The organism is Sphaerotilus natans, assembly GCF_900156335.1.
Lineage (GTDB): Bacteria > Pseudomonadota > Gammaproteobacteria > Burkholderiales > Burkholderiaceae_C > Sphaerotilus > Sphaerotilus natans.
Map to the genome: position 1 here is coordinate 196,241 of NZ_FTMZ01000003.1, position 24,804 is coordinate 221,044.

Sequence of the window (24,804 nt, forward strand, 5' to 3'; positions counted from 1 at the left end):
CCATTCCAGGCAGTTCGAGGGAAGGAAACCTGCATGCGCACCAATCTGCCGATCACCCAGCGGGAGTATCCCTTCCCGGCCGGGCAGGCACTGGTCTCCACGACCGATCTCCAGGGGCGGATCCTCTATTGCAATCCGGCCTTCATCGAGGTCAGCGGCTACACCCGTGAGGAGCTGCTCGGTCAGCCCCACAATATGATCCGTCACCCCGACATGCCGGAGGAGGCCTTCCGCGACATGTGGCAGACGATCGAGTCAGGGCAGCCCTGGTCCGGACTGGTGAAGAACCGGCGCAAGAACGGCGATCACTACTGGGTCATGGCCAATGTGACGCCGCTGCTCGATGGCGATCGGCCGGTGGGCTACATGTCGGTGCGCACCCTGCCGGACCGTCAGCAGGTGAGCGAGGCCGAGACCTTGTATGCCCGCATGCGCGAGGCGGCGAGCCGCGGCGGTGGCGGCGGGCCGCGCCTGCAGGCGGGCCGTCTGGCACCTCAGGGGGTGCTGGCCCGCGGGATGGACCGCCTGCAGGGCGACGGGCACTGGCGCACCCAGGCGCTGTGCCTGCTTGGCGTGGCCGGTGGCTGGGGCTGCGCGCAGCTGATGTCGATCTGGCCGGGGCGGCTTTCCACCACCGCTGCGGCTGCACTGCTGGCTGCCGGCTTGTCGGTCGGCGTGGCCGCACTGATTCGCCGTCAGAACCAGGAGCCGCTCAAGGATCTGCTGCGCTTTGCCAACCGGCTGGCCGCCGGCGATCTGACCGGGCAGCTGCGGGCAGGTCAGGCCGGGCTGAGCGGTCGGCTGGCGTGCGCGCTCAACCAGCTTTCGGTCAATCTGATGGCCATCGTCGGCGACACCCGTGCTGGTGTCGATCGGCTGCGGCACACCTCGCAGGATCTGGCGGGTGGCAACCGCGATCTGGCCGAGCGCACCGAGTCCCAGGCCTCCAGCCTGGAGCAGACCTCCGCGTCGATGGCCGAGATCACCGAGACGGTGCGCCACAGCGCCGACACCGCCCGCGATGTCGCCGACGTGGCGCGCCAGGCGGCCGACGTGACCGCGCGCAGCACCGAGGCGGTCAGGGAAGTCACCGTCACGGTCGAGGCGATCGCCGACGCCTCGCGACGCATCCGCGAGATCACTCAGGTGATCGACGGCATCGCGCTGCAGACCAATCTGCTGGCGCTCAATGCCGCGGTGGAGGCCGCGCGTGCTGGCGAGCAGGGGCGCGGCTTCGGTGTCGTGGCCGGCGAGGTGCGCCAGCTCGCGCAGCGCACCTCGGTGGCAGCCCGCGAGATCAAGGATCTGATCGAGGACGCGGGTCTGAAGGTCGAGGCCGGCTCCGAGCAGACCCGTCGGGCCTGCGGCACGATGGAGGAGGCCCAGGCGGCGGTGCAGCGCATGAGCGAGCTGGTGGCAGGCATCAGCGCCGGTGCCTCCGAGCAGCTCAACGGCATCTCCCAGATCAACGAGGCGGTCTCGCACATGGATCAGCTGACGCAGAAGAATGCGGCGCTGGTCGACGAGCTGTCCTCGGCGTCCGAGACGGTCACCGTGCAGGCCCAGGCGGTGACCGAGGCGGTGGCGGTGTTCCGGCTCGATGCGGCGGCGCCGGCGCTGGCCCACGCCAGCGATGCGGTCAGCCTGCGTCGGGAGATGAAGGCGCGTCGGCTGGCGACGGCCTGACAGGACGGAGCATCGTCTCGGCCTGCAGCACGGCCTGCAGCGCCGCGGCGAAGCCCTCGGGGTCGTCTTCCATCATCGCGTGGCCGGCCTGCGCCAGTGTGTGCGACCTGGCCTGCAGCGCATCCCTCAGCGCGGCGGTGCGTCGCACCGGGGTCATCTGGTCGAGTTCGCCGCAGATCAGGTGACATCGGGGCGGACGATCGGCCTGGGCCAGCCGGTGTGCGGCCGCCAGGGCCGCGTCGTAGCGATCACAGGCGGCCAGGTCCAGCTCCAGCAAGGTGCGTCGGCCTTCGGGCAGCAGTCGTGCATCGCAGCCGGCCAGCACCTGCTGCATGCGTGCCCGGCTGGCGGCCTGGCGCTCGGCGCGGCCGTCCGACGGGCCCGCATGCGACAGCGAGGCGATCAGCTCGATCGCCTGGAGCGGGGCATCGGCGGCCTGCTGCAGCAGGACCGGTGCCACCCGCATCGGGAACGCGGTGCCGACCAGCACCAGATCGCTGATCTGCGGATCTTGCGGCGCCCCGTCCTGCCGTGCCAGACGTGCGGCCACCTCCAGAGCGATCAGCGAGCCCATGCTGTGGCCGACCAGCACGACCTGCCCGAGCCCGGCCGATCGCAGCAGGGCCAGCACGGTGTCGGCCATCGCGCCGATGTCCGCGTCAGGCGGGCCCTCGCTGAGGCCGTGGCCGGGCAGGTCCGGCACCAGCACGCCCAGGCCCTGCGTCTGGCACCAGCGCGCCGCATGCGTCCAGACGCTGCGGTCGTTGAGCGCGCCATGCACGAACACGACACATTGCGAATCGGGGGTGGCGCCAGGCGTCTGGTCGGCATGCAGCTGGCGTCCGGCCAGCGTGAATCGCATCGGCATCACACAGGTCTCCTCGGGGTGAACTCGGGCGGGATGTGGGCTATATTGGCGCAACACCCGCGTTTCTTGCGTCCCGAATCCGACAACTCCAAGGACCTCCCCATGAAAGTCAGCGACATCCTGCGTGTCAAGGGAAACACGCTCTTCACCGTCACCCCGAACCAGCCGCTGGCCGAAGCCGTGGCCGTGATGGCCGAGCATGACATCGGCTCGCTGGTGGTCATGGAGCACGGCGATCTGGTCGGCATGCTCACCTTCCGCGAGGTCATCCAGGCGACCGTGCGCAACCAGGGCTCCATCGGCGCGATGACGGTGCGCGGCGTGATGGACGACCACCCGCTGACCTGCACGCCCGGCACCGAGATGGACGAGGTGCGTCGCATGATGCTCGAGCGCCATGCTCGCTACATGCCGGTCATGAGCGCCCGCACGCTGATGGGCGTGATCTCCTTCTACGACGTGGCCAAGGCGGTGGTCGACAGCCAGGACTTCGAGAACCGCATGCTCAAGGCCTACATCCGCGACTGGCCGGCCGAGGCCGGCAGCGACGAGGCCGCCTCGCGCACCTGAGGCACCTGATCGGCCTCGTCGTCATCCTCCGACGGCAGCACGACCGTCAGGTAATCGCCCAGCTCGCGAATGCGGCGCAGCACCTCGCCGCTTTCGTCCAGGCAAGGCACGGGGACCGGGTGCTCATAGTCGCCGCGCTGCAGCGCATCCAGCGCCTGCTGCGCCAGCAGCAGCGGCTTGGTCAGGGCGCGTCCATGCGACTGCACCAGCGCCAGCGCCACGCCGAGTGCGCCCAGCAGCAGTGCGCCAGCGAGCGGGCTGCCTGCCGGACCGGGCCACTGATGCGACACCAGCAGCGCCAGTGTGGCCAGACCCAGCGGCAGCAGGGCACACAGCAGCAGCCGGGTCCGGATCGACAGGGCGGGGCGGCGACGTCCGCGGGCGATGCGGTGGCCGCTGCGAGAGCGTGGGGCGAGACGGGGGTGCTTGTGCATGGTTGTTTCAGCTTGTAACTGATCTGACCATGCCATAAAAAAAGCACGGCGCCCTTAACGCACCGTGCTGTCAACGAGTCAGGATGACTCGAGGCTGGAACCGAAAGCGGTCACCCGGTCACATGTCGAGCATCGAGCCGGTCAGGCCCATGTCGGAGCTGCCCATCAGGGCCTCGATGTCGAGCAGGATGAGCATGCGCTCCTGCAGGCTGGCGATGCCGGTGATGTAGTGGGTGTCGACGCTGGCATCCATGTCCGGGGTGGGGCGCACTGCCTCGCCCGGCAGCTCCAGCACGTCCGAGACCGAATCCACCACCGCGCCGACGACGCGACCGTTGATGTTCAGCACGATCACGACGGTGAAGCTGTTGTACTCGGCCGAGTCGCAGCCGAACTTCAGCCGCAGATCGACGATCGGCACGATGACGCCGCGCAGATTGACCACGCCCTTGAAGCAGGGAGCGGCGTTGGCGATGCGGGTCGGGGCTTCGTAGGAGCGGATTTCCTGGACCTTGAGGATGTCGATGCCGTATTCCTCGTTGCCCAGGCGGAAGGTGAGGTACTCGCCGCGCAGGTGGGCCATGCTGCCGCCCTCGGCGCCAGCCTGGCCGCGCTGCTGGGACTTGCTCGAGGCGCCGGAAGGGGAGCGGGTCGCGGTGGGGGTGTCGAAAGCCGTGCTCATGGGAGGTCCCTGGTGACGATGGATGGATTTTCGGTATCGACGCGGCCGGGCAAGTCCTGAGCAACGGGGCATTCGCCGGACAATTCGCGCCGTCGCGGCCTGCGGGGTGGGGCGCCTACAATCGCCGCCATTTCCTCGAACTCTGAGCGCGTCCTGTGCGCGTCTTCCCACCATGTCCGGCAGCACCTTCGGCCTCCTGTTCCGCGTCACCAACTTCGGCGAGAGCCACGGCCCGGCGATCGGCTGCGTCATCGACGGCTGCCCGCCGGGGCTGGAGCTGTCCGAAGCCGACATCCAGCCCGATCTGGACCGCCGCCGTCCCGGCACCAGCCGCCACGTCACCCAGCGCAACGAGCCCGATGCGGTCGAGATCCTCTCCGGCGTCTACGAGGGCCGGACCACCGGCACGCCGATCTGCCTGCTGATCCGCAACACCGACCAGCGCAGCAAGGACTACGGCAACATCCTCGACACCTTCCGTCCTGGCCACGCCGACTACACCTACTGGCGCCGCTACGGCCTGCGTGATCCGCGCGGCGGCGGGCGCTCGTCGGCGCGGCTGACCGCGCCGATGGTGGCTGCCGGCGCCGTGGCCAAGAAGTGGCTGCAGCAGCGCCACGGCACCACCTTCGCCGGCTGGATGACCCAGCTCGGCGACGTGACGATCCCGTTCGAGGACGCGGCGCAGATCCCGGTCAACCCCTTCTTCGCGCCGGCAGGCGAGGCGAAGGTGGCCGAGCTGGAGGCCTACATGGACGCGCTGCGCAAGTCGGGCGACTCGGTCGGGGCGCGCCTCAAGGTCGTGGCGCGCGGCGTGCCGGTGGGCCTGGGCGAGCCGCTGTTCGACAAGCTCGATGCCGACATCGCGCACGCGATGATGGGCATCAACGCGGTCAAGGGCGTGGAGATCGGCGACGGCTTCGGCGTGGTCACGCAGCGCGGCAGCGAGCACGGCGACGAGATGCTGCCGGCGGGCTTCGCCAGCAACCATGCCGGCGGCGTGCTGGGCGGCCTCTCGACCGGCCAGGACCTGGAGGTCTCGATCGCGATCAAGCCGACCAGCTCGATCCGCCTGCCGAAGGCCTCGGTCAACCGCGCCGGCGAGCCGACCTCGGTGGAGACCTTCGGCCGCCACGACCCGTGCGTGGGCATCCGTGCCACGCCGATCGCCGAGGCGATGCTGGCGCTGGTGGTGATGGACCACGTGCTGCGTTGGCGCGCGCAGTGCGCGGATGTCGCGCTGCCGGTGCCGCCGCTGGCCGGCCGGATCGCGCCGCAGGCCTGAGATCGGCCTCGGCCGCGTTCAGCGCGGCAGCATTCGCTGGATCGTCTGCCGCAACGAGCTGCCGCGTCGCACCGCGATGCGGCCCTCGTGCAGGTCCAGCACCACGGTGCGCGGCACGAAGTCGCCGACATCGACCGCCTGCAGGTCGAAGCCGTGGCGGTCGATCAGCTCGCAGCCGATGGCGATGTTGCGCTCGCCGATGTTGAAGTTCGGGCCGTCCCGGCCCGGCATGGTGTCGGCGCCGCCGTAGAGATGGGTCTGGAAGTCGGCCGGGCGCGTGCTGCTACGCCCGATGGCCTGCAGCAGCAGGCCGATCGCCTCGTCGCCGAAGCGGGCGTCGGGCATGCCGCCACCGCGCTGCCGGCAGGGCAGCAGGTAATGGCACATCGCACCGATGCGGCGCTGTGGGTGCCACAGCACCAGCGCGACGCAGGAGCCCAGCAGCGTCTTCACCGTGCCGGCCTGGGTGCCGAAGTAGAGCTGGCCGGCCAGCAGGTTCAGTGCATGGCCATGGCGGGGCTGGACAAAGCCGATGGCCGGCTCATGATCGGGTACAGCCGCTTCAGTGAGGTGGCTGCGCATGCTGGCGATGCTCGCCGATCAGTCCGACCAGGCGCTGCGGATCGAGGATCGCGGCCAGATCGAGCTCGGGCGTGGCTTTCTGGCGGTGGCGCACCATGCTGCGCAGATGCGCCGCGTCGATGCGCGTTCCCAGCCGCGGCACCGGCTCGAGATCGCTTTCGGCGATGTTGATGACCTCCTGCACCGCGTCGACCAGCACGCCCAGCGTCTGCGTGCCGCTGTCGTCGGGCAGGCAGACGTCGACGATGACGATGCAGGTGCGCCGGCCGATGACGGTGGCGGGCAGGCCGAGCCGGGCGCCGAGGTCGATCACCGGCACGACGACGCCGCGCAGGTTCATCACGCCGCGCACGAAGGCCGGCATCAGCGGCAGCGGCGTCATGTGGCCGACCTCGAGGATCTCTCGCACCAGGTCGATGCGCACCGCGCAGGGCTCCAGGCCGAGCGCGAAGCACAGGAACTGGTGCAGCGGCGATCCGTCGTCCTCCCGGACCAGCTGGCTGTGACCTCGGGAGGTGGACGCGAGCGATGAGGCGATCATGGCGGGCAGGCGCGCGGGCCGGGTTCAGAAATTCAGAAATGACCGAAGCCGGCCTCGACGGCCATGGCCGCGCGGCCGCGCGAGCTGCTGCCTGCCGGCAGGCTGCGGGCGCGGCGGCTGCCTTCGTCGAAGCCGCCCGACGACCGCGCCGCGCCGATGCGGGCCGGCGCGGCGTGGCCGAAGCCGCCGTCGTCCTGCGCCAGGCGGAAGAAGGCGATCATTTCCTGCAGCTGCGCGGCCTGGCCCGAGAGTTCCTCGGCGGTGGCCGACAGCTCCTCGGAGGCCGAGGCGTTCTGCTGCGTCGCGCCGTTGAGGTGGCTCATCGCGGTGGTGATCTGGTTGACGCCCGCGGCCTGTTCGCCCGAGGCGGCCGAGATCTCCTGCACCAGCTCGGAGGTCCGGTTGATCGTCGGCACCATCTGCGTCAGCACGTTGCCGGCCTGCTCGGCCATCTGCACGCTCGAGCCGGCGAGCTGGCCGATCTCCTGCGCAGCGACCTGGCTGCGCTCGGCGAGCTTGCGCACCTCGGCGGCGACCACCGCGAAGCCCTTGCCGTGTTCGCCGGCGCGTGCAGCCTCGATCGCGGCGTTCAGTGCAAGCAGATTGGTCTGATAGGCGATGTCGTCGATGATCGAGATCTTCGAGGCGATCGACTTCATCGCCTCGACGGTGCGGGTGACCGCCGAGCCGCCGGTCACCGCCTCGCTGGCGGCCTTGGAGGCCATGCCGTCGGTGATGTTGGCGTTCTCCGAGTTCTGCTTGACCGAGGCGGCCATTTCCTGCAGCGAGGCGGTCGTCTCCTCGACGCTGGCGGCCTGCTCCGAGGCCGACTGCGACAGCGTCTGCGAGGTGCTCGAGACCTGGCTGGCGGCGGCGGTCAGCGCGTCGGCGGCGGCCATCACGTCGCTGATCGTGCGCGAGAGCTTGGTCATCGTGTTGTTGACCGCGTCCTTCAGCTCGGCGAAGGAGCCGGCGTAGTGGCCCTGCACCGGCCGGGTCATGTCGCCGGCTTCCATGCAGGCCATGACCTGCTGGACCTCCTGGATCGGCTCGACGATGGAGTCCATCGTGTTGTTGATGCCCTCGATGATGCGGCGGAAGTCGCCGGCATGGCGCGTGGCGTCGGCCCGCACGTCGAGCCGGCCCTCGGCGGCCGCATCGGCCAGAGTTCGGGTGTCCTCGCCCAGCGCCTTCAGGTTGCTGCGCACCTGCTCGATGGTTCGGTTGATGAAGGCCTTCTTGCCGGGCAGCCGCACCATCGGCGCGTCGAAGTTGCCGTCGCCGAAGGCCTGGATGCAGGCCATGGCCTGCTTCTTGACCGTGATGTGCGCGCCGACCATCGCATTGATGCCTTCGGCCACCGAGCGGAAGTCGCCGTTGAAGCGGCTGGCATCGACCACCACGTCGATGTCGCCGCGTTCATGTTCGGCCGCCATGTGGTTCATCTGGGTGATCAGGCCCTTGAGATTGCGCCGGACCTGCTCGATGGTGTCGGTGATGAAGGCCTTCTTGCCAGGCAGCTGCGGCATCGGGGCGTCGAAGTTGCCCTGGCCGAACTCGTGGACCACGCTGATCGCCATCTTCTTGACCGCGATGTGGGCGGCCACCAGGTCGTTGATGCCCTGCGCCATCTGGCGCAGCTCGCCGCGGTAGCGGCTGGCATCGATGACGACATCGATGTCGCCCTTGTCATGCTCCGCATGCATGCGCACCAGATCAAGGCGCATCTGCGCGACGGTGTCGATCAGCTGATTGACGGCGGCGGCAGTGCCGTGCAGGTGTAGCGGCAGCGCCGTGGCGTCGACCCGCTGCGAGAAGTCACCCTGGGCGGCGGCCTGGACGGCGCGCGCGAGGTGACGCTCGATCGCGTCCTGTTCGCGCTGGGCCTGGTAGATGCTCTTGATCTGGAACATGGTGGACTTCTCCGGAGGGTCAGGCCCGCAGTGCGTCCAGACCGTAGCGTTGCAGAGACTCGACCACGGCGGTCGACGGCTGGAGGATCTGGAGGGCGCGGCCTGATTCGCGCAGGCTGCGCGCCAGCGCCAGCAGCAGCTGGATGCCGGCGCTGTCGCAGGCGCTCACGCCCGACAGGTCGAGCCGGCCGTCGGCCTGCGGCAGCCATTCGAGCAGCTGATCGCGCACCGCGGCGGCCTGCACGATCGTCAGCTCGCCATCGAGGACCAGCGCCTCGGCAGGAGCTTCGGGGCGGGTGATGTCGTTCACATGCACAGACGCGAGACCGCGTCGACCAGCTGCGAGGGCTGGAAAGGCTTGGTGATCCAGGCGCGCACGCCGGCAGCCTTGCCCTCGGCCTTCTTGGTCTCCTGCGATTCGGTCGTCAGCATGATGATCGGCGTGAACTTGAATGGCCCGGCCTTGACGAAGCGCGCGAAGCTCAACCCGTCCAAGCGTGGCATGTTGACGTCGCAGACGATCAGGTTGGGCTTGTGCGCCTCGAGCTTGCCCTTGGCGTCCTCGCCGTCGACGGCCTCGACGACCGCGTAGCCGGCCTTCTGCAAGGCCAGCTTCACCACGGTCCGGAAACTGCTCGAATCGTCGACGACCAGAATGGTCTTGCTCATGAAATCACCTCGGTCGGGGCTGTTGTTCAGGGGTGTCGTGCCGGTGCTGCTGGCTGTGCCGCATCAGAAGAACTCGATGCCGGAAGGGGCGGGTGTGCTGCCCCTGCCACTGCTGCCGTCGTGCAGGAGCTGCTGCTCGCGCATCGTGTAGGAGTGTTCGAGCTGAGCGAGCCAGCGCATCGCGTCGGCATGGGTGGCGTGCTCGTTGCTGGCCATCCACTCGATGAAGCGCTGCATGTCGGCGGCCACGCCGTGCAGCATCTGGCTCATGCGGTCCTGGAACTGCAGGCCGACGAGCACCTGCTCGAGGTCCCGCTCGATGCGTGCGCTCATGCCTCGGATGGTGTCGGCCATCACGGCTGCATGGCCGGGCGCGGTGTCCGTCAGCAGACGATCGAGGGCTTGCGCGGCGCGACTGCGCGCCCGGTCCTGCTGCTCGTGGTCGACACGCAGATCGGCTGCGACCTGCCGCGCCAGCTGCGCCAGCGTCTGACGTGTGCCGTCGAGGCGCTGCAGTCCGCCGGTCAGCACCGGATCGGCTCCGACCAGCATGCTGGCCTCGCGCAGCGAGCACTCGATGTCCTCGATCTGCAGCAGGCCGTCGGAGAGCTGGGCGAGCAGCTGCTCGCGGCGCTGGCTGGCGAGGTCCGACTGATCGACCAGCTCGCCCAGAATCTCGTCGCGGCGTTGAATCCAGTGGCGCGAGACCAGCGGCGTGACGGTCTCGTCGGCCTGGCGGCTGACCTGTGTGACGCCGTCGCACAGCTGCGAGAAGGTCTCCAGCAGCCGGCAGACGCCGTCCTCGACCGCGACGCGCGAGGCATCGACATGGCGCTTCCACACCGGGACGACCTCGGCGACCATCAGGCGCGGGCCGTCGCTGACAGGGGCGTCATCCGCACGATCGGTGACCGGGGGGACGGTCGGTGCGGCGTCTTCGTGCTCAGGCTGCATGGGGCATGTCGGGTCGGGTGGGAGGGCGCATTCGTGCCCCCGCACTGTGACCCGCCGGCGCGATGCCCGATCGGCCGAATTCGGGACCGAATCGTCCTCAGTTGTCCCCGGTGGGGCCTGGGGTGGAGGAGGCTGCCGAGCTTCCCGCGCCCATGGCTTCCTTCCAGATCCGCACCGGCACATGGTGCGTCAGCCGGAACAGCGCCCGGTCGACCAGGGCCTCGTGCACCTCGTGGCCGACGCCCTCGGCGATGTCGAGCGTGGCGTCGCCGCCCTCCAGGCTGGAGAGATGCTCGAAGGCGGCGCGCGAGTTCGACGCGGCGATCACCGCATCGTCGGCGCCGTGCAGGAAGTGGTAGCTGGTCAGCGGCGAGACGGCCTCTGGCAGGCGCGCGTAGCGGCCGGAGAAGGCCAGCACCCGCCCGGCCAGGCCGGGCACCGCCGCGCAGGCCTCCAGCGCCATGATCGAGCCCTGCGAGAAGCCGATCAGCGCGGTGGCCGCCTCGCCGATGCCGAAGTGGCGCTGGCAGGCGCGTATCAGCTCGACGAAGGCCGGCAGCGCCGCGCGCACCCGCGCCGGGCGGTCTTCCTCGGTCACGCCCTGGATCGAGAACCACTGGCGCCCGGCCAGCGTCGGACTGGCGTCGAAGGGCTCGACGCCGTCGGGCAGCACGAAGGCCGCCTGGGGGAAGGACTCGCGCAGCGCATGCGCCAGCGGCACGAGGTCCTGCGCGCTGGCGCCGACGCCGTGCAGCAGGATCATCAGCTGCTGCGGGGATTCGCCCGATTCGGGCAGGATCTGGATCAGTCGGATGTTCATGGCGCCCGACTGTACTTCAGCCCCTGGCGGGCCCGCTGTTCAGGGGGTGCAGGCCTGGCGGATGTCGGCGGCGAAGGCGTCGACCGACTCCGGCCGGGTGTCCCAGCTGCACATGAAGCGGCAGCCCCCGCCGGCGATGAACTGGTAGAAGCGCCAGCCCTTGGCATGCAGCGCGTTCACCGCCGGCTGCGGCAGCCGCGCGAAGACCGCGTTGGCCTGCGGCGCATGCAGCAGTTCGACGCCGGGCACCTCGCGGATGGCGGCATGCAGCCGCGCGGCCATCGCGTTGGCGTGGCGGGCGTTGGCCAGCCAGGTGTCGTTCTCCAGCAGCCCCAGCCACGGCGCCGAGATGAAGCGCATCTTCGAGGCCAGCTGGCCGGCCTGCTTGACCCGCCAGGCGAAGTCTTCCGACAGGGCGCGGTCGAAGAACACCACCGCCTCGCCCACCGGCAGGCCATTCTTGGTGCCGCCGAAGCAGAGCACGTCCACGCCGGCGCGCCAGGTGATGTCGCTGGGGTGGCAGCCCAGCGTGGCCACCGCGTTGGCAAAGCGCGCGCCGTCCATGTGCACCTTGAGGTGGCGGCGCTTGGCGATCGCCGCGATCGCGCGCACCTCCTCGACGCTGTAGACCGTGCCCAGCTCGGTGGCCTGGGTCAGGCTCACCACCTTCGGCTTGGGGTAGTGGATGTCGTGGCGCTTGGTCACCAGCGTCTCCACCGCATCCGGCGTGAGCTTGCCGAGCCGCGCCGAGGCGCTCTCGGACTCGCCCACCAGCAGCTTCGAGCCGTTGGAGAAGAACTCCGGCCCGCCGCACTCGTCGGTCTCGATGTGCGCCACCGGGCTGCAGATCACCGAGTGGTAGCTCTGGCAGAGCGAGGCCAGCGCCAGCGAGTTGGCCGCCGTGCCGTTGAAGACGAAATAGACGTCGCAGTCGGTCTGGAAGAGCTCGCGAAGGCCCTCCGAGACCTGCTGCGTCCAGCGGTCCTCGCCGTAGGCCGGCTCGTGGCCGCTGGTCTGCGCCTCCATGAACCAGCGCGCGGCGTTCGGGCACATGCCGGCGTAGTTGTCGCTGGCGAAGTGCTGCAGGGGCAGGGCGGGGCTCGAAGGCGTCATCGTCGGTCTCTCGTCAGGGCAGGTTCAGTTCGACTCGAACGCGCTCATCGGCACGCAGGAGCAGAACAGGTTGCGGTCGCCGTGCACATTGTCGACGCGGCCGACCGGGCTCCAGTACTTCGCGCGGCGCAGGCTGGCCACCGGGTAGGCGGCGGTCTCGCGGCTGTAGCCGTGCGTCCACTCGCCCGACAGCAGGCTGGCGGCGGTGTGCGGCGCGTTCTTCAGCGGATTGTCCTCGCGTGGCCAGGCGCCGGACTCGACCTGCGCGATCTCGGCGCGGATGGCGATCATGGCGTCGCAGAATCGGTCCAGCTCGGCCAGCGATTCGCTCTCGGTGGGCTCGACCATCAGCGTGCCGGCGACGGGGAAGCTCAGCGTCGGTGCGTGGAAGCCGTAGTCGATCAGGCGCTTGGCGACGTCCTCGGCGCTGATGCCCGAGGTCTCCTTCAGCGGGCGCAGATCCAGGATGCACTCGTGCGCCACGCCGCCGCCCTGGATGCCGTCGATGCCGCCGCTGAAGTGGATGTCGTAGTGCGCGGCCAGACGCGCGGCCACATAGTTGGCGTTCAGGATCGCGGTCTCGGTGGCGTCCTTCAGGCCCTCGGCGCCCATCATGCGGATGTACATCCACGAGATCGGCAGCACGGCCGCGTTGCCCAGCGGCGCGGCCGAGACGGCGCCGACGCCGCCCGCGCGCGCTTCACCGGCGGTCGCGTGGCCGGGCAGGAAGGGCACCAGGTCCTCGACGACGCAGACCGGGCCGACGCCGGGGCCGCCACCGCCGTGCGGGATGCAGAAGGTCTTGTGCAGGTTCAGGTGCGACACGTCGCCGCCGAACTCGCCCGGCGCGGCCAGGCCGACCAGCGCGTTCATGTTCGCGCCGTCGACGTAGACGCGGCCGCCGAAGTCATGCACCAGCTGGCACAGCTCGCGCACGCGCGGCTCGAACACGCCGTAGGTGGACGGGTAGGTGATCATGATCGCAGCCAGGTTGGCGGCGTGCTTTTCGCACTTGGCGCGCAGGTCGTCGAGGTCGACGCTGCCGTTGGCGTCGCACTTCACCACCACCACCTGCAGGCCCACCATCTGCGCCGAGGCCGGGTTGGTGCCGTGCGCGCTCTCCGGGATCAGGCAGATGGTGCGGTGGCTCTCGCCGCGCGAGGCGTGCCAGCCCTGGATGGCCAACAGGCCCGCGTACTCGCCCTGCGAGCCGGCGTTGGGCTGCAGGCTGATGCCCTTGTAGCCGGTGGCCTGGGCCAGCCAGGCAGTGAGCTGGGCGTTCAGCTCGGCGTAGCCGGCGAGCTGCTCGGCCGGCGCGAAGGGGTGCACCTGGGCAAATTCCGGCCAGGTGATCGGGATCATCTCGGCCGTTGCGTTGAGCTTCATCGTGCACGAGCCCAGCGGGATCATGCTGCGGTCCAGCGCCAGGTCCTTGTCCGAGAGCGCACGGATGTAGCGCAGCATCTCGGTCTCGCTGTGGTGCGTGTTGAAGACCGGGTGGGTCAGGAAGGCGCTGCTGCGCGCCAGCGCGGCCGGGATCATCGGCGCGACCGTGTCGGCATAGGCGTCCAGGCTCGGCAGCGGCTGGCCGTTGGCGAAGAGCGCCCACAGCGCTTCCACGTCGGCGCGGGTCGAGGTCTCGTCGAGCGAGATGGCCAGCGTGTCGGCGCTGGCGGCGCGCAGGTTGCGGCCCGAGGCCACCGCGGCGGCCATCAGCGCGTCGCGCTGCTCGCCCACGGCGACCTGCAGCGTGTCGAAGGCGCTGTCGTGCAGCAGCGTCCAGCCCAGGGCCTTCAGGCCTTCGGCCAGGATGGCGGTCAGGCGGGCCACGCGCTGGGCGATGCGGGTCAGGCCCTGCGGGCCGTGGTAGACCGCGTACATGCTGGCGACCACCGCCGGCAGCACCTGCGCGGTGCAGATGTTCGAGGTGGCCTTCTCGCGGCGGATGTGCTGCTCGCGGGTCTGCAGCGACAGGCGGTAGGCGGGCGCGCCGTGGCTGTCGATGCTCACGCCCACCAGGCGGCCGGGCAGCGAGCGCTTGAAGGCGTCCTGGGTCGCCAGGTAGGCGGCGTGCGGGCCGCCGGCGCCCATCGGCATGCCGAAGCGCTGCGTCGTGCCCAGCGCGATGTCGGCGCCCAGCTCGCCCGGCGAGGTCAGCAGCGTCAGCGCCAGCAGGTCGGCGGCGACGATGGCCAGGGCGCCGGCGGCGTGTGCGGCGTCGATGATCGGGCGCAGGTCGCGGATCTGGCCGTTGACGCCCGGGTACTGCAGCAGCACCGCGAAGGCCGGCGCGGCCGCCAGCGAGGCGGCGATCTCGGTGGCGTGCACCTGATCGACGGTGATGCCCAGCGGCTTCGCCCGCGTCAGGATGACTTCGAGCGACTGCGGCAGCACGTCATGCGCGACGACGAAGCGGGTCGACTTCGACTTGCCCACCCGCGCGGCCAGCGTCATCGCCTCGGCGGCGGCGGTGGCCTCGTCGAGCATCGACGCGTTGGCGATCGCCATGCCGGTCAGGTCGGTGACCATGGTCTGGAAGTTCACCAGCGCCTCCATGCGGCCCTGGCTGATCTCGGCCTGGTAGGGCGTGTAGGCGGTGTACCAGGCCGGGTTCTCGAGAATGTTGCGCAGGATGACGCCGGGGGTGTGCGTGCCGAAGTAGCCGCAGCCCAGGTGCGAGGTCAGCACGCGGTTCTTGGCCGCCAGTGCCTTCAGCTCGGCCAGCGCGGCCGCCTCGGTCAGCGGCGCGGGCAGGTCCATCGGCGCCGGGCGCGCGATCGAGGGCGGCACGATGGCGTCGATCAGCGCGCGGCGGCTGGCCGGACCGATCGCCGCCAGCATGCGGGCTTCGTCGGTCGAGTCCGGGCCGATGTGGCGCGCGGTGAACTCGCGCGGGTTCTCGAGGTCGCTCAGGCGGGGCAGGGCGGAGGTCGTCATGGCGGTGGCGTCGTCGTCGGGCAAAGGCGCGGCCCGGGCCGGGGCCTGCGGGCAGGCCGGCCGCAGGGCGGTCAGGCGGGAGGCGAGGGGTGGCGGGCAGGAGCGCATCACACGAGGCTCCTGCGCGGCGGGCATCAGCCCTGGGTCAGGGCGTCGTAGGCGGTGGCGTCCATCAGCGCGTCGAGCTGCGACGGGTCGGACAGCTTGATCTTGAAGAACCAGCCGGCCTGCAGCGGATCGGTGTTGGCCAGCGACGGGTCGTCGCGCAGCGCCTCGTTGACCTCGACGACCTCGCCCGATAGCGGGGCGTAGACATCGGCGGCAGCCTTGACCGACTCGACCACGCCGGCGACATCGCCCTGGGCGAAGGTGGCGCCGACGGCCGGCAGATCGACGAACACCACGTCACCGAGCGCGTCCTGCGCATGCACGGTGATGCCGACGATCGCGGCGGCGGTGTCGGTGGCGTCGATCCACTCGTGGTCGGCGGTGTACTTGATGCTCATGAGGGGCTCCTGGAGCGCATCCCGCAGGATGCGGATGGTTGGTGCGATCGGTGAAATGATGGGCTGAGGACGGCCGACGCGGCAGCCGACGCGTGTTTCAGCCGCGGAAGTATCGGTGAGGCGCGAAGGGCATCGCGGCGACCCGCATCGGCACGCGCTTGCCGCGCACCTCGGCGAACAGTGCGGTGCCGACGGCGGCCAGCGTGGCCTCGACGTAGCCCATGGCGATCGGCTGGCCGACCGTGGGGCCCACGGTGCCGCTGGTCACCTGGCCGACGCGGCGGCCCTCGGCGTCGAGCAGCGGCGCGCCCTCGCGCACCGGCAGGCGCTCCAGGCCCACCAGGCCGACGCGCCGGCGCGGCGCGCCCCCGGTCAGCTGCGCGCCGATCAGCTCGGCGCCGGGGTAGCCGCCGGCACGCTCGCCGCCCGGGCGGCGCAGCTTCTGGATCGCCCAGACCAGACCCGCCTCGACCGGCGTGGTCGCGGTGTCGATGTCGTGGCCGTAGAGGCACAGGCCTGCTTCCAGGCGCAGCGTGTCGCGCGCGCCGAGACCCGCGGGAGCCACCTCGGGCTGCGCCAGCAGCGCGCGCGCCAGCTCGACCGCCAGCGCCGCCGGCACCGAGATCTCGTAGCCGTCCTCGCCGGTGTAGCCCGAGCGGGTGACGAAGCAGTCGGCGCCGGCCAAGCGGAAGTGGCCACCGGTCATGAAGGTGAGCGCCGCCACGCCGGCGTCCAGGCGCGAGAGCGCCTCGGCCGCCTTCGGGCCCTGCAGCGCCAAGAGCGCACGATCCGGCTCGGGGATGACCTGGCAGCGCGTGCCGATGCAGGCCTGCAGGTGGGCGATGTCGGCGTCCTTGCAGCCGGCGTTGACCACCAGGAAGAGGTCGCCCTCGCGGCGCGTGACCATCAGGTCGTCGCGCAGGCCGCCGGCGTCGTGGGTGAAGAAGGCGTAGCGCTGCTTGAGCAGCCCGAGGCCGGCGATGTCCTGCGGCACCAGGCTTTCCAGCGCGGCGGCGGCATCCTCGCCCACCAGGCGCACCTGGCCCATGTGCGAGACGTCGAACAGCGCGGCCGACTCGCGGCACTGGCGGTGCTCGGCGATGATGCCGGCCGGGTACTGCACCGGCATCGCGTAGCCGGCGAAGGGCACCATGCGGGCGCCGAGTTCGAGGTGCAGCGCGTGCAGCGGGGTCTGCAGCAGCGGGGTGGCGGCGGAGGTGTCGGACATCGGGCGGCTCGCTTTCGTCGAGGTCGAGGGCAATCGGGTCATCGATCCTGAACGGACCGGTCCATCCGTGATCGATGGTGCTGCCCTCGCTGTCCGCTTTACCTGAGAGATTGACGCCGAGCGGATCCGGTTGGATCGCGCAGCGCTTGCCCCTTCGGTGGACCGCGTCGCGTCGCTTGAGGGTGACGCCCACGGCCTCTCTCCAGTGAGGTGTCGTCGGTGCGTTGCTTCGTTCTTCGCACCGACGCTTGCCAGTCCTTCTGCCTGAGCGTTCGAGATCGGGGTTCCAGACCCGCCTCTGCGCCTTCGGCGGCCGCGCTCGGGGGTGCGGCTCTCTCCTGGCGGCGCGCAGTTTAACCGGGGTGGCGGCAGGCGCCAAGCTGGTCATGGTCTGGGGGCTTGCCCTTGGCCCGGGCCAGCAGAAAATCGATGCAGGTGCGCACGGCGCGGGTCTGGTGGCGGTTGGGCAGGGTCAGCAGGTACATGCGGGTGCCGAAGATGCTGAGGCGGTAGTCGTCCAGCGCGGTGACCACCTCGCCGGTAGCGATCACGTCCTGCACCACATAGTCAGGCAGCAGGCCCAGCCCCAGACCCGCCAGCACGCACTGGCGCAGGAAGGGGTAGTGGTCGGAAATCAGCGAGGGGGCCAGCTGGATCTCTTCGCGTTCGGTGCCGCGGTAGCCGCGCAGCGAGAGCTGTCGGCCCACCACATTGGCGGTGACCAGCGGCAGCGTGCCCAGCTGGGCCAGCTGAGTGGGCAGGCCGTGGGCATCGGCATAGGTCCTGGCGGCGCAGGCCAGGTAGCGCACCGTGCCCATGTCGCGGGCCACCAGCTGCTGCGGCGGCTCGGGCAGGATGCGCACCGCGATGTCCACGTCGTCGCGCAGGTTGTCCACCCGGTTCTCGAACACCACGTCCAGCACGATGCCGGGGTACTGGGTCTTGAAGTCGATCAGCCAGTGCGACATCACCATCTGTCCGTAGCCGCTGGGCACGCTGATGCCCACGCGCCCCTGCAGGCCCTGGCCCAGGCTGGTGATGGTCTCCTGCGCCGCCCGCATCTCGTTCTGGATGTTGCGGCCGTGCTCATACAGGCGCAGCCCCACCTCGGTGGGCTCCACCCGCCGGGTGGTGCGGCGCACCAGCTGCACGCCGGTCTGCTTTTCCAGTTGAGCCAGGTGATAGCTGACGTTGGCGCGGGTCATCTTGAACTTGCGCGCCACCTGGCTCAGGTTGCCGCAGTCGATGATCTCCACCAGCAGGTTCAGAGCTTGGATGTCCATGTTGTTGTCAAACTGGATTTGACAGTTTGTCAGATGGTTTTGAGATTGTAAAAAGATGGCGCCATGAAAAGAATAGGCTCCAAGGCGGTCCGCTGAGAAGTCCGCCTCAGAACAAGCCTGGAGACAACGACATGGTGCCCCCCGCTCCCACTTCCGAAGTCACCACCGCCCTGCACGGCCCGGTGCTGGTGGTCTCGATCCACAACCCGCCCGTCAATGCTCTGAGTGCCGCCGTGCGCCGCGGCCTGGCCGACGCCATGGCCCAGGCCGATGCCACGCCGGAGGTCCAGGGCGTGCTGATCGTCAGCGAGGGCAGGACCTTCATTGCCGGGGCCGACATCCGCGAGTTCGGCAAGCCCCCCGTGCCCCCGGCGCTGCCGGACGTATGCCAGCGCATCGAGTCCTGCACCAAGCCGGTGGTGGCCTGCCTGCAGGGCGCCGCCCTGGGCGGTGGGCTGGAAGTGGCGCTGGCCTCGCACCACCGCCTGGCCTTTGCCGCTGCCAAGCTGGGTCTGCCGGAAGTTGAGCTGGGCCTGATGCCCGGCGCCGGCGGCACCCAACGTGCCCCGCGCCTGATGGGGGCGAAGGCGGCGGCAGAGCTGATGCTCAGCGGCAAGCCCATCAGCGCCCAGGCCGGCGTGCAGGCCGGCTTGATCGACCGGCTGGAAGAAGACACCCGCCTCAGCCCGCTGGCCGCCGGCCTGGCCTACACCCAGGCCCTGCTGGCCCAGGGTGCTCCGGTGCGCCGGGTGCGCGACCGAGCCGTGGCCGAGCCCGCCGCCGCGCTGGTCGCCCTCCAGGCCCTGGCGGACGACACCGCCAAGAAGTCGCGCGGCCTGTTCTCGCCGCTCAAGATCATCGAGGCGGTGCGCGCCGCGGTGGAACTGCCCTTTGACGAAGGCATGGCGCTGGAGCGCCGCCTGTTCCTGGCCTGCATCGACAGCCCGCAGCGCGCCGGCCTGATCCATGCCTTCTTTGCCGAGCGCGAAGTGGCCAAGGTGCCCGAGGCCCGTGGCGCCGCCCCGCGCCCGGTGGCCAGCCTGGCCGTCATCGGCGGGGGCACCATGGGCGCCGGCATCGCCGCGGCCGCACTCGACGCGGGCCTGCCCGTGGTGATGGTGGAGCGTGACGACGAGGCCATCGCCCGCGGCGTGGCCAACGTCGCCAAGGTCTATGACGGCCTGGTGGCCAAGGGCCGCCTGACCGAGGGCCAGAAGGCTGCCACGCTGGCCCGCTTCACGCCCACCACCCGCTACGCTGATGTGGTCACGGTGGACCTGGTGATCGAGGCGGTGTTTGAAGACCTGGAGGTCAAGAAGGCCGTCTTTCGCCAGCTGGACGCGGTGTGCAAGCCCGGCGCGGTGCTGGCCACCAACACCTCGTACCTGGACATTGATGCCATCGCCGCTGCCACGCGCCGCCCGCAGGATGTGATCGGGCTACATTTCTTCAGCCCCGCCAATATCATGAAGCTGCTGGAGATCGTGGTGCCGGCGCAGGTGAGCCCCGATGTGGTGGCCACCGCCTTTGAGCTGGCCAAGCGCATGAAGAAGGTGCCGGTGCGCGCCGGCGTGTGCGACGGCTTCATCGGCAACCGCATCCTGGCCGTCTACAAGCAGGCCGCTGACTACCTGATGGAAGACGGCGCCAGCCCCTACGAGATCGACGCCGCCGTGCGCAGCTTCGGCTACCCGATGGGCCCCTTCCAGGTGACCGACCTGGCCGGGGGCGACATCGGCTGGGCCACCCGCAAGCGCCGCGCCGCCACTCGCGATCCCTGGGCCCGCTACGTGGAAGTGGCCGACCGCATTTGCGAGCGCGGCTGGTTCGGCCAGAAGACCGGACGGGGCTTCTACCGCTACCCGCCCGGCGCTCGCAGCGGCCAGCCGGACCCCGAGGTGCTGGCCATCGTGGATGCCGAGCGCGCCCGCAAAGGCGTGCGGCCCCGCACGTTCACGGCCGAGGAGATCCTGCGCCGCTACTTGGCTGCCATGGTCAATGAAGGGGCCCGGGTGCTGGCCGACGGCATCGCGCTGCGCCCGCTGGACATCGACGTCACCTTCCTCCACGGCTACGGTTTTCCGCGCCACCGCGGTGGCCCCATGAAGTACGCCGACACGGTGGGCCTGCCCCAGATCCTGGCCGATATCCGCCGCTTCGCCGAGGACGACCCGCTGTTCTGGCAGCCCGCCCCGCTGCTGGAGCAACTGGTGGCCGAGGGCCGCAATTTCGACAGCCTCAACCAGCCGGCTGACTGAATCAGCTTCCCTCAGGAGACCCCCATGCGCCAGGCTGTCATTGTCTCGACCGCACGCACGCCGCTTGCCAAGTCGCACCGCGGCGAGTTCAACATCACCCCCGGCCCCACGCTGGCCAGCTTTGCCGTGAAGGCGGCGGTGGAGCGCGCCGGCATCGACCCCGCGCTGATCGAAGACGCCGTGCTCGGCTGCGGCTACCCCGAGGGCATCACCGGTCGCAACGTCGCCCGCCAGACGGTGGTGCGCGCCGGGCTGCCGCTCACCATCGGCGGCACCACGGTCAACCGCTTCTGCGCCTCGGGCCTGCAGGCCATCGCCATCGCGGCCGGTCGCATCGTGGTGGACGGGGCGCCGGCCATGATCGCCGGCGGGGTGGAAAGCATCTCGGGCATCCGCTCGCGCCAGGACGGCCAGAGCGGCCTGGACCCGTGGATCGTGGCCCACAAGCCCGCGCTTTACATGGAGATGATCGACACCGCCGATGTGGTGGCCCGCCGCTACGGCATCTCCCGCGAGGCGCAGGACCGCTTCTCGGTGGAAAGCCAGCGCAAGGTGGCCGAGGCCCAGGCCAGCGGCCGCTATGCCGAGGAGATCGTGTCCGTCACCACCACCATGGCCGTGACCGACAAGGACACCGGCACCGTCACCCAGCGCGAAGCCACGCTGGACCGCGACACCTGCAACCGCGTGGGCACCACCTACGAATCGCTGGCCAGGCTGGCCCCGGTGAAGGGCCCTGAGCAGTTCATCACCGCCGGCAATGCCTCGCAGCTGTCAGACGGCGCCAGCGCCTGCGTGCTGATGGAAGCCGGCGAGGCCGAGCGCCTGGGCCTGCAGCCGCTGGGCGCCTTCCGGGGCATGGCGGTGGCCGGCTGCGAGCCCGATGAGATGGGCATCGGCCCGGTCTATGCCGTGCCCAAGCTGCTGCAGCGCCACGGCCTGACGGTGCAGGACATCGACCTCTGGGAGCTGAACGAAGCCTTCGCCTCCCAGGCCATCTACTGTCAGCAGACCCTGGGCATCCCCGAGGAGCGCCTGAACGTGGATGGTGGCGCCATCGCGATTGGCCACCCCTTTGGCATGACCGGTGCCCGCCTGGCCGGCCACCTGCTGCTGGAAGGCCGCCGCCGCAAGGCCCAGGGCCAGCGCGTGAAGTGGGGCGTGGTGACCATGTGCATCGCCGGCGGCATGGGCGCTGCCGGCCTGTTTGAAATCTTCTGACCCCCGGCGCAGGAAGCACCTCCCATGGACCTTCAATTCACCCCGCAGGAACTGGCCTTCCGCGACACCGTGCGCGCTTTCCTGAAAGACAGGCTGCCGGCGCGCATCGCCCAGCAGGTCAAGGCCGGGCAGCGCCTGTCCAAGGCCGACCAGGAGGAGTGGCACGCCATCCTCAACGCCCAGGGCTGGCTGGCCAACCACTGGCCGCAGGCCCATGGCGGCCCCGGCTGGGGCGCGGTGGAGAAATTCATCTTCGACACCGAGTGCGCCCTGGCTGGCGGCCCGCGCATCGTGCCCTTTGGCCTCAGCATGCTGGGCCCGGTGCTCATCAAGTACGGCAATGCCCAGCAGAAGGCCTATTGGCTGCCGCGCATCCTCAGCGGTGCGGACTGGTGGTGCCAGGGCTACTCCGAGCCCGGCGCGGGCTCGGACCTGGCCTCGGTGAAGACCACCGCCGTGCGGCAAGGCGACCACTACGTCGTCAATGGCCAGAAGACCTGGACCACCCAGGGCCAGCACGCCAACATGATCTTCTGCCTGGTGCGCACCAACCGCGAAGCCAAGGCGCAGTCCGGCATCAGCTTCCTGCTGGTGGACATGAACTCGCCCGGTGTGGAGCTGCGCCCCATCCGTACACTGGACGGCGACCGCGAGGTCAACGAAGTCTTCTTCACCGATGTGAAGGTGCCCGTCGAGAACCTGGTGGGCGAAGAGAACGCCGGCTGGACCTACGCCAAGTACCTGCTCACCTACGAGCGCACCGGCATTGCCGGCGTGGGCTTCTGCATCGCGGCCCTGGCCAAGCTCAAGGTGATCGCGGCCCGCGTGCACCTGAACGGCCGCCCGCTGGACCAGGACCCGCTGTTTGCCGCCCGCATGGCGCGGGTGGAGATCGACTTGGAGAACATGAAGACCACCAACCTGCGCGTGATCGCCGCCGTGGCCGGCGGCGGCGTGCCGGGGGCGGAAAGCTCCATGCTCAAGATCCGCGGCACCGAGATCCGGCAGGAAATCCTCTCGCTGATCCGCCGCGCCATGGGGCCGCAGGCCGTGCCCTTCATCGAGGCCGCGCAGTACGAAGGCTTTGACGAGCCCCTGCTGGGCGATACCGAACTGGCCACGGTGGCCGCCACGGCTGCCGCCAGCTACTTCAACTACCGCAAGCTGTCGATCTTCGGCGGCTCCAATGAAATCCAGAAAAACATCATCTCCAAGATGATTCTGGGTCTGTGAGGAAGGGACGCTGACATGAACTTCCAGCACACCGACGACCGCCGCATGCTGGCGGACTCGCTCAACCGCTTCCTGGCCGAGCAAAACGGCATCGAAGCCCGCCACCTCCACGCCCACGGCCCGCTGGGCTATGGCCGCACGCTCTACGCCGGCCTGGCCGAGCTGGGTGCCATCAGCGCGCTGTTTCCCGAAAGCCACGGCGGCTTCGGTGGCGCCGGCTTTGATGTGAGCGTGGTGTTTGAATGCCTGGGCCGCAATCTGGCGGTGGAGCCCCTGCTGGGCGCTCTGGTGGTGGGTCGTGCCCTCATCCAGGCCGGCAGCCCGGCGCAGCAGGATCAACTGGCCGGCCTCATCAGCGGTGAGGTGACGGCCGCGCTGGCGCATGACGAGCCGGGCAGCCACTATGAGCTGCACCGCATCACCACCACCGCCACCCGCCACGCCGGGGGCTGGTGGCTGCAGGGCGTGAAGAACGTGGTGCCGCTGGGCGACTCGGCCGACCTGTTGCTGGTCTCGGCCCGCACGGCGGGCCAGACGCTGGACGCCGAAGGCATCAGCCTGTTCCTGGTGCCGGGCACGGCTGCCGGCCTGGACAAGTGCGGCCACGGCCGCATCGACGGCGGCCGCGCCGCGCAGCTCAGCTTCAACGCCGTGCAGCTGGGCGCCGAGGCGCTGCTGGGCACCGAAGGCCAGGGCCTGGCCGTGCTGGAGCACCTGAGCGGCTACGCGCTGTTGGCGCTGGCCTCTGAAAGCCTGGGCGCCATGGACGTGGCCAAGGACCAGACGCTGGAGTACCTGCGCACCCGCAAGCAGTTCGGCGTGCCCATCGGCAGCTTCCAGGCCCTGCAGCACCGCATGGCCGACCTGCTGCTGGAGGTGGAACAGGCCCGCTCGGCCGTCATCAACGCCGCGGCGGCGGTGGACGAGCCCGAAGGCCTGGCCCGCGAGAAGGCCCTGTCGGCCGCCAAGTTCACCGTGGGCCGCATCGGCACCCTGGTGGCCGAAGAAAGCATCCAGATGCACGGCGGCATCGGCATGACCTGGGAACTGCCGCTGTCGCACTACGCCAAGCGCCTGGTGATGATCGACCACCAGTTTGGCGATGAAGACCACCACCTAGCCCGCTTCATCGCGCTGTCCCAGGCCGAGGGTGCGGCCTCCGGCCACGCTGAGGCCTGACGCCATGGACCACGATGCCCTGCTGACCCGCCGCGACGGGGCCGTGCTGGTCCTGTTCAACAACAACGTCGCTGCCCGCAATGCCTTGACGGTGGAGTTCTACCAAGGAGTCAAGGCCGGCTTGCAGGCCGCTGCGGCTGACCCCAGCGTGGGGGCGGTGGTGCTCACCGGCGAAGGCGGGCACTTTTGTGCCGGCGGTGACCTGCGCCAGCTCATCCTGCGCCGCGAGCTGCCGGCGAGCGAGCGCCGTGAGCGTCTGGAAGGCCTGCACGACCTGATCCGCACGGTGCGCGACTGCCCCAAGCCGGTGATCGCGGCGGTGGAAGGTGCTGCCGCCGGGGCCGGGCTGTCGCTGGCCCTGGCCTGCGACCTGCTGGTGGCCGCGCGCAACGCCGTGTTCTCGGTGGCCTATGTGAAGGTGGGCCTCACGCCCGACGGCGGCGCCACCGCCTTCCTGGCCGAGTTCGTATCTCGCCAGGTGCTCACCGAGCTGTGCCTGACCGGCGAGCGCCTCAGTGGCGAGCGCCTGCACGCGCTGGGCGCCGTCAACCGTCTGGCCGAGTCCGGCCAGGCCCTGCCCGCCGCCCTGGCCCTGGCCCAGCAGGTGGCCAGCGGCCCCGCCCAGGCCATGGCCCGCATCAAGGACCTGTGCCGCCACGCCCACCAGCACACGCTGGAAGAGCTGCTGGAGCGCGAGGCCCACCACATGGTGCTGGCCCAGGAAAGCGCCGAATCGCTCGAAGGCATCGGCGCCTTTCTGGACAAGCGCCCGGCCGACTTCGTCAAGCTGCGCCGCCCGGCCTGAAGCCGCTGCCACCGGCCACCCTGCGACCCCCACAAGC

General features: G+C 70.0%; 23 protein-coding genes and 2 riboswitches. Of the genes, 8 read left to right on the forward strand and 15 right to left on the reverse strand.

All coding sequences use genetic code 11. From position 1 onward, the window contains the following. Positions 1 to 33: 33 nt before the first annotated feature. Complete coding sequence (locus tag BW996_RS04130; protein ID WP_037482700.1) at positions 34 to 1,686, forward strand: methyl-accepting chemotaxis protein; 1,653 nt, start codon at positions 34 to 36, stop codon at positions 1,684 to 1,686. Here the strand turns inward: BW996_RS04130 and BW996_RS04135 are convergent. Next, a complete protein-coding gene (locus tag BW996_RS04135) occupies positions 1,640 to 2,554 on the reverse strand; it encodes an alpha/beta fold hydrolase (protein WP_051632000.1) in 915 nt (304 codons plus the stop codon). The genes BW996_RS04130 and BW996_RS04135 overlap by 47 nt on opposite strands. Before the next feature lie 102 nt (positions 2,555 to 2,656). Between BW996_RS04135 and BW996_RS04140 the strand changes: the two genes are divergently transcribed. Next, on the forward strand, positions 2,657 to 3,124 hold the full coding sequence (locus tag BW996_RS04140; protein ID WP_037482698.1) for a CBS domain-containing protein: 468 nt from the start codon (positions 2,657 to 2,659) through the stop codon (positions 3,122 to 3,124). On the opposite strand, the gene BW996_RS04145 is transcribed toward BW996_RS04140, so the two are convergent. Together BW996_RS04145 and BW996_RS04150 are read right to left on the reverse strand one after the other, a co-directional pair. After that, positions 3,067 to 3,558 carry a hypothetical protein gene (locus BW996_RS04145; protein WP_037482694.1) on the reverse strand — a complete coding sequence of 164 codons (492 nt, stop codon included), beginning with the start codon at positions 3,556 to 3,558 and terminating at the stop codon, positions 3,067 to 3,069. The genes BW996_RS04140 and BW996_RS04145 overlap by 58 nt on opposite strands. A 118-nt stretch (positions 3,559 to 3,676) precedes the next feature. Then, positions 3,677 to 4,141 (reverse strand): chemotaxis protein CheW, encoded by a 465-nt coding sequence (locus tag BW996_RS04150; protein ID WP_037482786.1) that lies wholly within the window; start codon positions 4,139 to 4,141, stop codon positions 3,677 to 3,679. Between the two features lie 271 nt (positions 4,142 to 4,412). Between BW996_RS04150 and aroC the strand changes: the two genes are divergently transcribed. Then, positions 4,413 to 5,525 carry a chorismate synthase gene (aroC, locus tag BW996_RS04155; RefSeq protein ID WP_037482692.1) on the forward strand — a complete coding sequence of 371 codons (1,113 nt, stop codon included), beginning with the start codon at positions 4,413 to 4,415 and terminating at the stop codon, positions 5,523 to 5,525. A gap of 18 nt (positions 5,526 to 5,543) precedes the next feature. Here the strand turns inward: aroC and BW996_RS04160 are convergent, their stop codons facing one another. From BW996_RS04160 to BW996_RS04215, 12 genes are all read right to left on the reverse strand, one after another. Then, a complete protein-coding gene (locus BW996_RS04160; RefSeq protein WP_081838147.1) occupies positions 5,544 to 6,107 on the reverse strand; it encodes a chemotaxis protein CheD in 564 nt (187 codons plus the stop codon). Next, entirely contained in the window at positions 6,088 to 6,648 is a 561-nt protein-coding gene (locus BW996_RS04165) for a chemotaxis protein CheW (RefSeq protein ID WP_037482689.1), read from the reverse strand. The genes BW996_RS04160 and BW996_RS04165 overlap by 20 nt, the downstream gene beginning before the upstream one ends. Before the next feature lie 32 nt (positions 6,649 to 6,680). Beyond that, complete coding sequence (locus BW996_RS04170; RefSeq protein ID WP_051631999.1) at positions 6,681 to 8,561, reverse strand: methyl-accepting chemotaxis protein; 1,881 nt, start codon at positions 8,559 to 8,561, stop codon at positions 6,681 to 6,683. Between the two features lie 19 nt (positions 8,562 to 8,580). Further along, entirely contained in the window at positions 8,581 to 8,871 is a 291-nt protein-coding gene (locus BW996_RS04175) for an STAS domain-containing protein (RefSeq protein WP_081838146.1), read from the reverse strand. After that, positions 8,868 to 9,230: a response regulator gene (locus BW996_RS04180; RefSeq protein ID WP_037482687.1), complete on the reverse strand. Its 363-nt coding sequence runs from the start codon at positions 9,228 to 9,230 to the stop codon at positions 8,868 to 8,870. The genes BW996_RS04175 and BW996_RS04180 overlap by 4 nt, the downstream gene beginning before the upstream one ends. 63 nt (positions 9,231 to 9,293) lie before the next feature. Beyond that, on the reverse strand, positions 9,294 to 10,184 hold the full coding sequence (locus BW996_RS04185; protein WP_037482685.1) for a hypothetical protein: 891 nt from the start codon (positions 10,182 to 10,184) through the stop codon (positions 9,294 to 9,296). A gap of 97 nt (positions 10,185 to 10,281) precedes the next feature. Continuing rightward, positions 10,282 to 11,004, reverse strand: coding sequence for an esterase (gene ypfH / locus BW996_RS04190; RefSeq protein WP_037482683.1), 723 nt, complete (start codon positions 11,002 to 11,004; stop codon positions 10,282 to 10,284). 39 nt (positions 11,005 to 11,043) lie between these two features. Then, positions 11,044 to 12,117, reverse strand: a complete 1,074-nt coding sequence (locus tag BW996_RS04195; protein WP_037482681.1) for a threonine aldolase family protein — start codon at positions 12,115 to 12,117, stop codon at positions 11,044 to 11,046. Positions 12,118 to 12,141: 24 nt separating this feature from the next. Continuing rightward, entirely contained in the window at positions 12,142 to 15,054 is a 2,913-nt protein-coding gene (gene gcvP, locus BW996_RS04200; RefSeq protein ID WP_076458687.1) for an aminomethyl-transferring glycine dehydrogenase, read from the reverse strand. 134 nt (positions 15,055 to 15,188) lie between these two features. Continuing rightward, the gene (gene gcvH, locus BW996_RS04205) at positions 15,189 to 15,560 is read right to left on the reverse strand and encodes a glycine cleavage system protein GcvH (protein WP_037480761.1); all 372 of its coding nucleotides are present in this window, start codon (positions 15,558 to 15,560) and stop codon (positions 15,189 to 15,191) included. 97 nt (positions 15,561 to 15,657) lie between these two features. Further along, the gene (gene gcvT / locus BW996_RS04210; RefSeq protein ID WP_037480758.1) at positions 15,658 to 16,788 is read right to left on the reverse strand and encodes a glycine cleavage system aminomethyltransferase GcvT; all 1,131 of its coding nucleotides are present in this window, start codon (positions 16,786 to 16,788) and stop codon (positions 15,658 to 15,660) included. 79 nt (positions 16,789 to 16,867) lie between these two features. Beyond that, a riboswitch (glycine riboswitch) is annotated at positions 16,868 to 17,004 on the reverse strand. Positions 17,005 to 17,030: 26 nt separating this feature from the next. After that, positions 17,031 to 17,139: riboswitch (glycine riboswitch) on the reverse strand. 2 nt (positions 17,140 to 17,141) lie between these two features. Beyond that, positions 17,142 to 18,071 (reverse strand): LysR family transcriptional regulator, encoded by a 930-nt coding sequence (locus tag BW996_RS04215; protein WP_037480757.1) that lies wholly within the window; start codon positions 18,069 to 18,071, stop codon positions 17,142 to 17,144. 131 nt (positions 18,072 to 18,202) lie between these two features. On the opposite strand from BW996_RS04215, the gene BW996_RS04220 reads away from it, so the two are divergent. Genes BW996_RS04220 through BW996_RS04240 form a run of 5 tightly spaced genes read left to right on the forward strand, consistent with a single transcriptional unit; the run spans position 18,203 to position 24,767 of the window. Beyond that, positions 18,203 to 20,329 carry a 3-hydroxyacyl-CoA dehydrogenase NAD-binding domain-containing protein gene (locus BW996_RS04220; RefSeq protein ID WP_037480754.1) on the forward strand — a complete coding sequence of 709 codons (2,127 nt, stop codon included), beginning with the start codon at positions 18,203 to 18,205 and terminating at the stop codon, positions 20,327 to 20,329. 24 nt (positions 20,330 to 20,353) lie between these two features. Then, the gene (locus BW996_RS04225; protein ID WP_037480751.1) at positions 20,354 to 21,550 is read left to right on the forward strand and encodes an acetyl-CoA C-acyltransferase; all 1,197 of its coding nucleotides are present in this window, start codon (positions 20,354 to 20,356) and stop codon (positions 21,548 to 21,550) included. Between the two features lie 24 nt (positions 21,551 to 21,574). After that, positions 21,575 to 22,783, forward strand: coding sequence for an acyl-CoA dehydrogenase family protein (locus tag BW996_RS04230; RefSeq protein ID WP_037480748.1), 1,209 nt, complete (start codon positions 21,575 to 21,577; stop codon positions 22,781 to 22,783). 15 nt (positions 22,784 to 22,798) lie between these two features. Then, positions 22,799 to 23,962, forward strand: a complete 1,164-nt coding sequence (locus BW996_RS04235; RefSeq protein ID WP_037480746.1) for an acyl-CoA dehydrogenase family protein — start codon at positions 22,799 to 22,801, stop codon at positions 23,960 to 23,962. A gap of 4 nt (positions 23,963 to 23,966) precedes the next feature. Beyond that, positions 23,967 to 24,767 (forward strand): oxepin-CoA hydrolase, alternative type, encoded by an 801-nt coding sequence (locus BW996_RS04240; RefSeq protein ID WP_037480743.1) that lies wholly within the window; start codon positions 23,967 to 23,969, stop codon positions 24,765 to 24,767. The last annotated feature ends 37 nt before the right edge of the window (positions 24,768 to 24,804 follow it).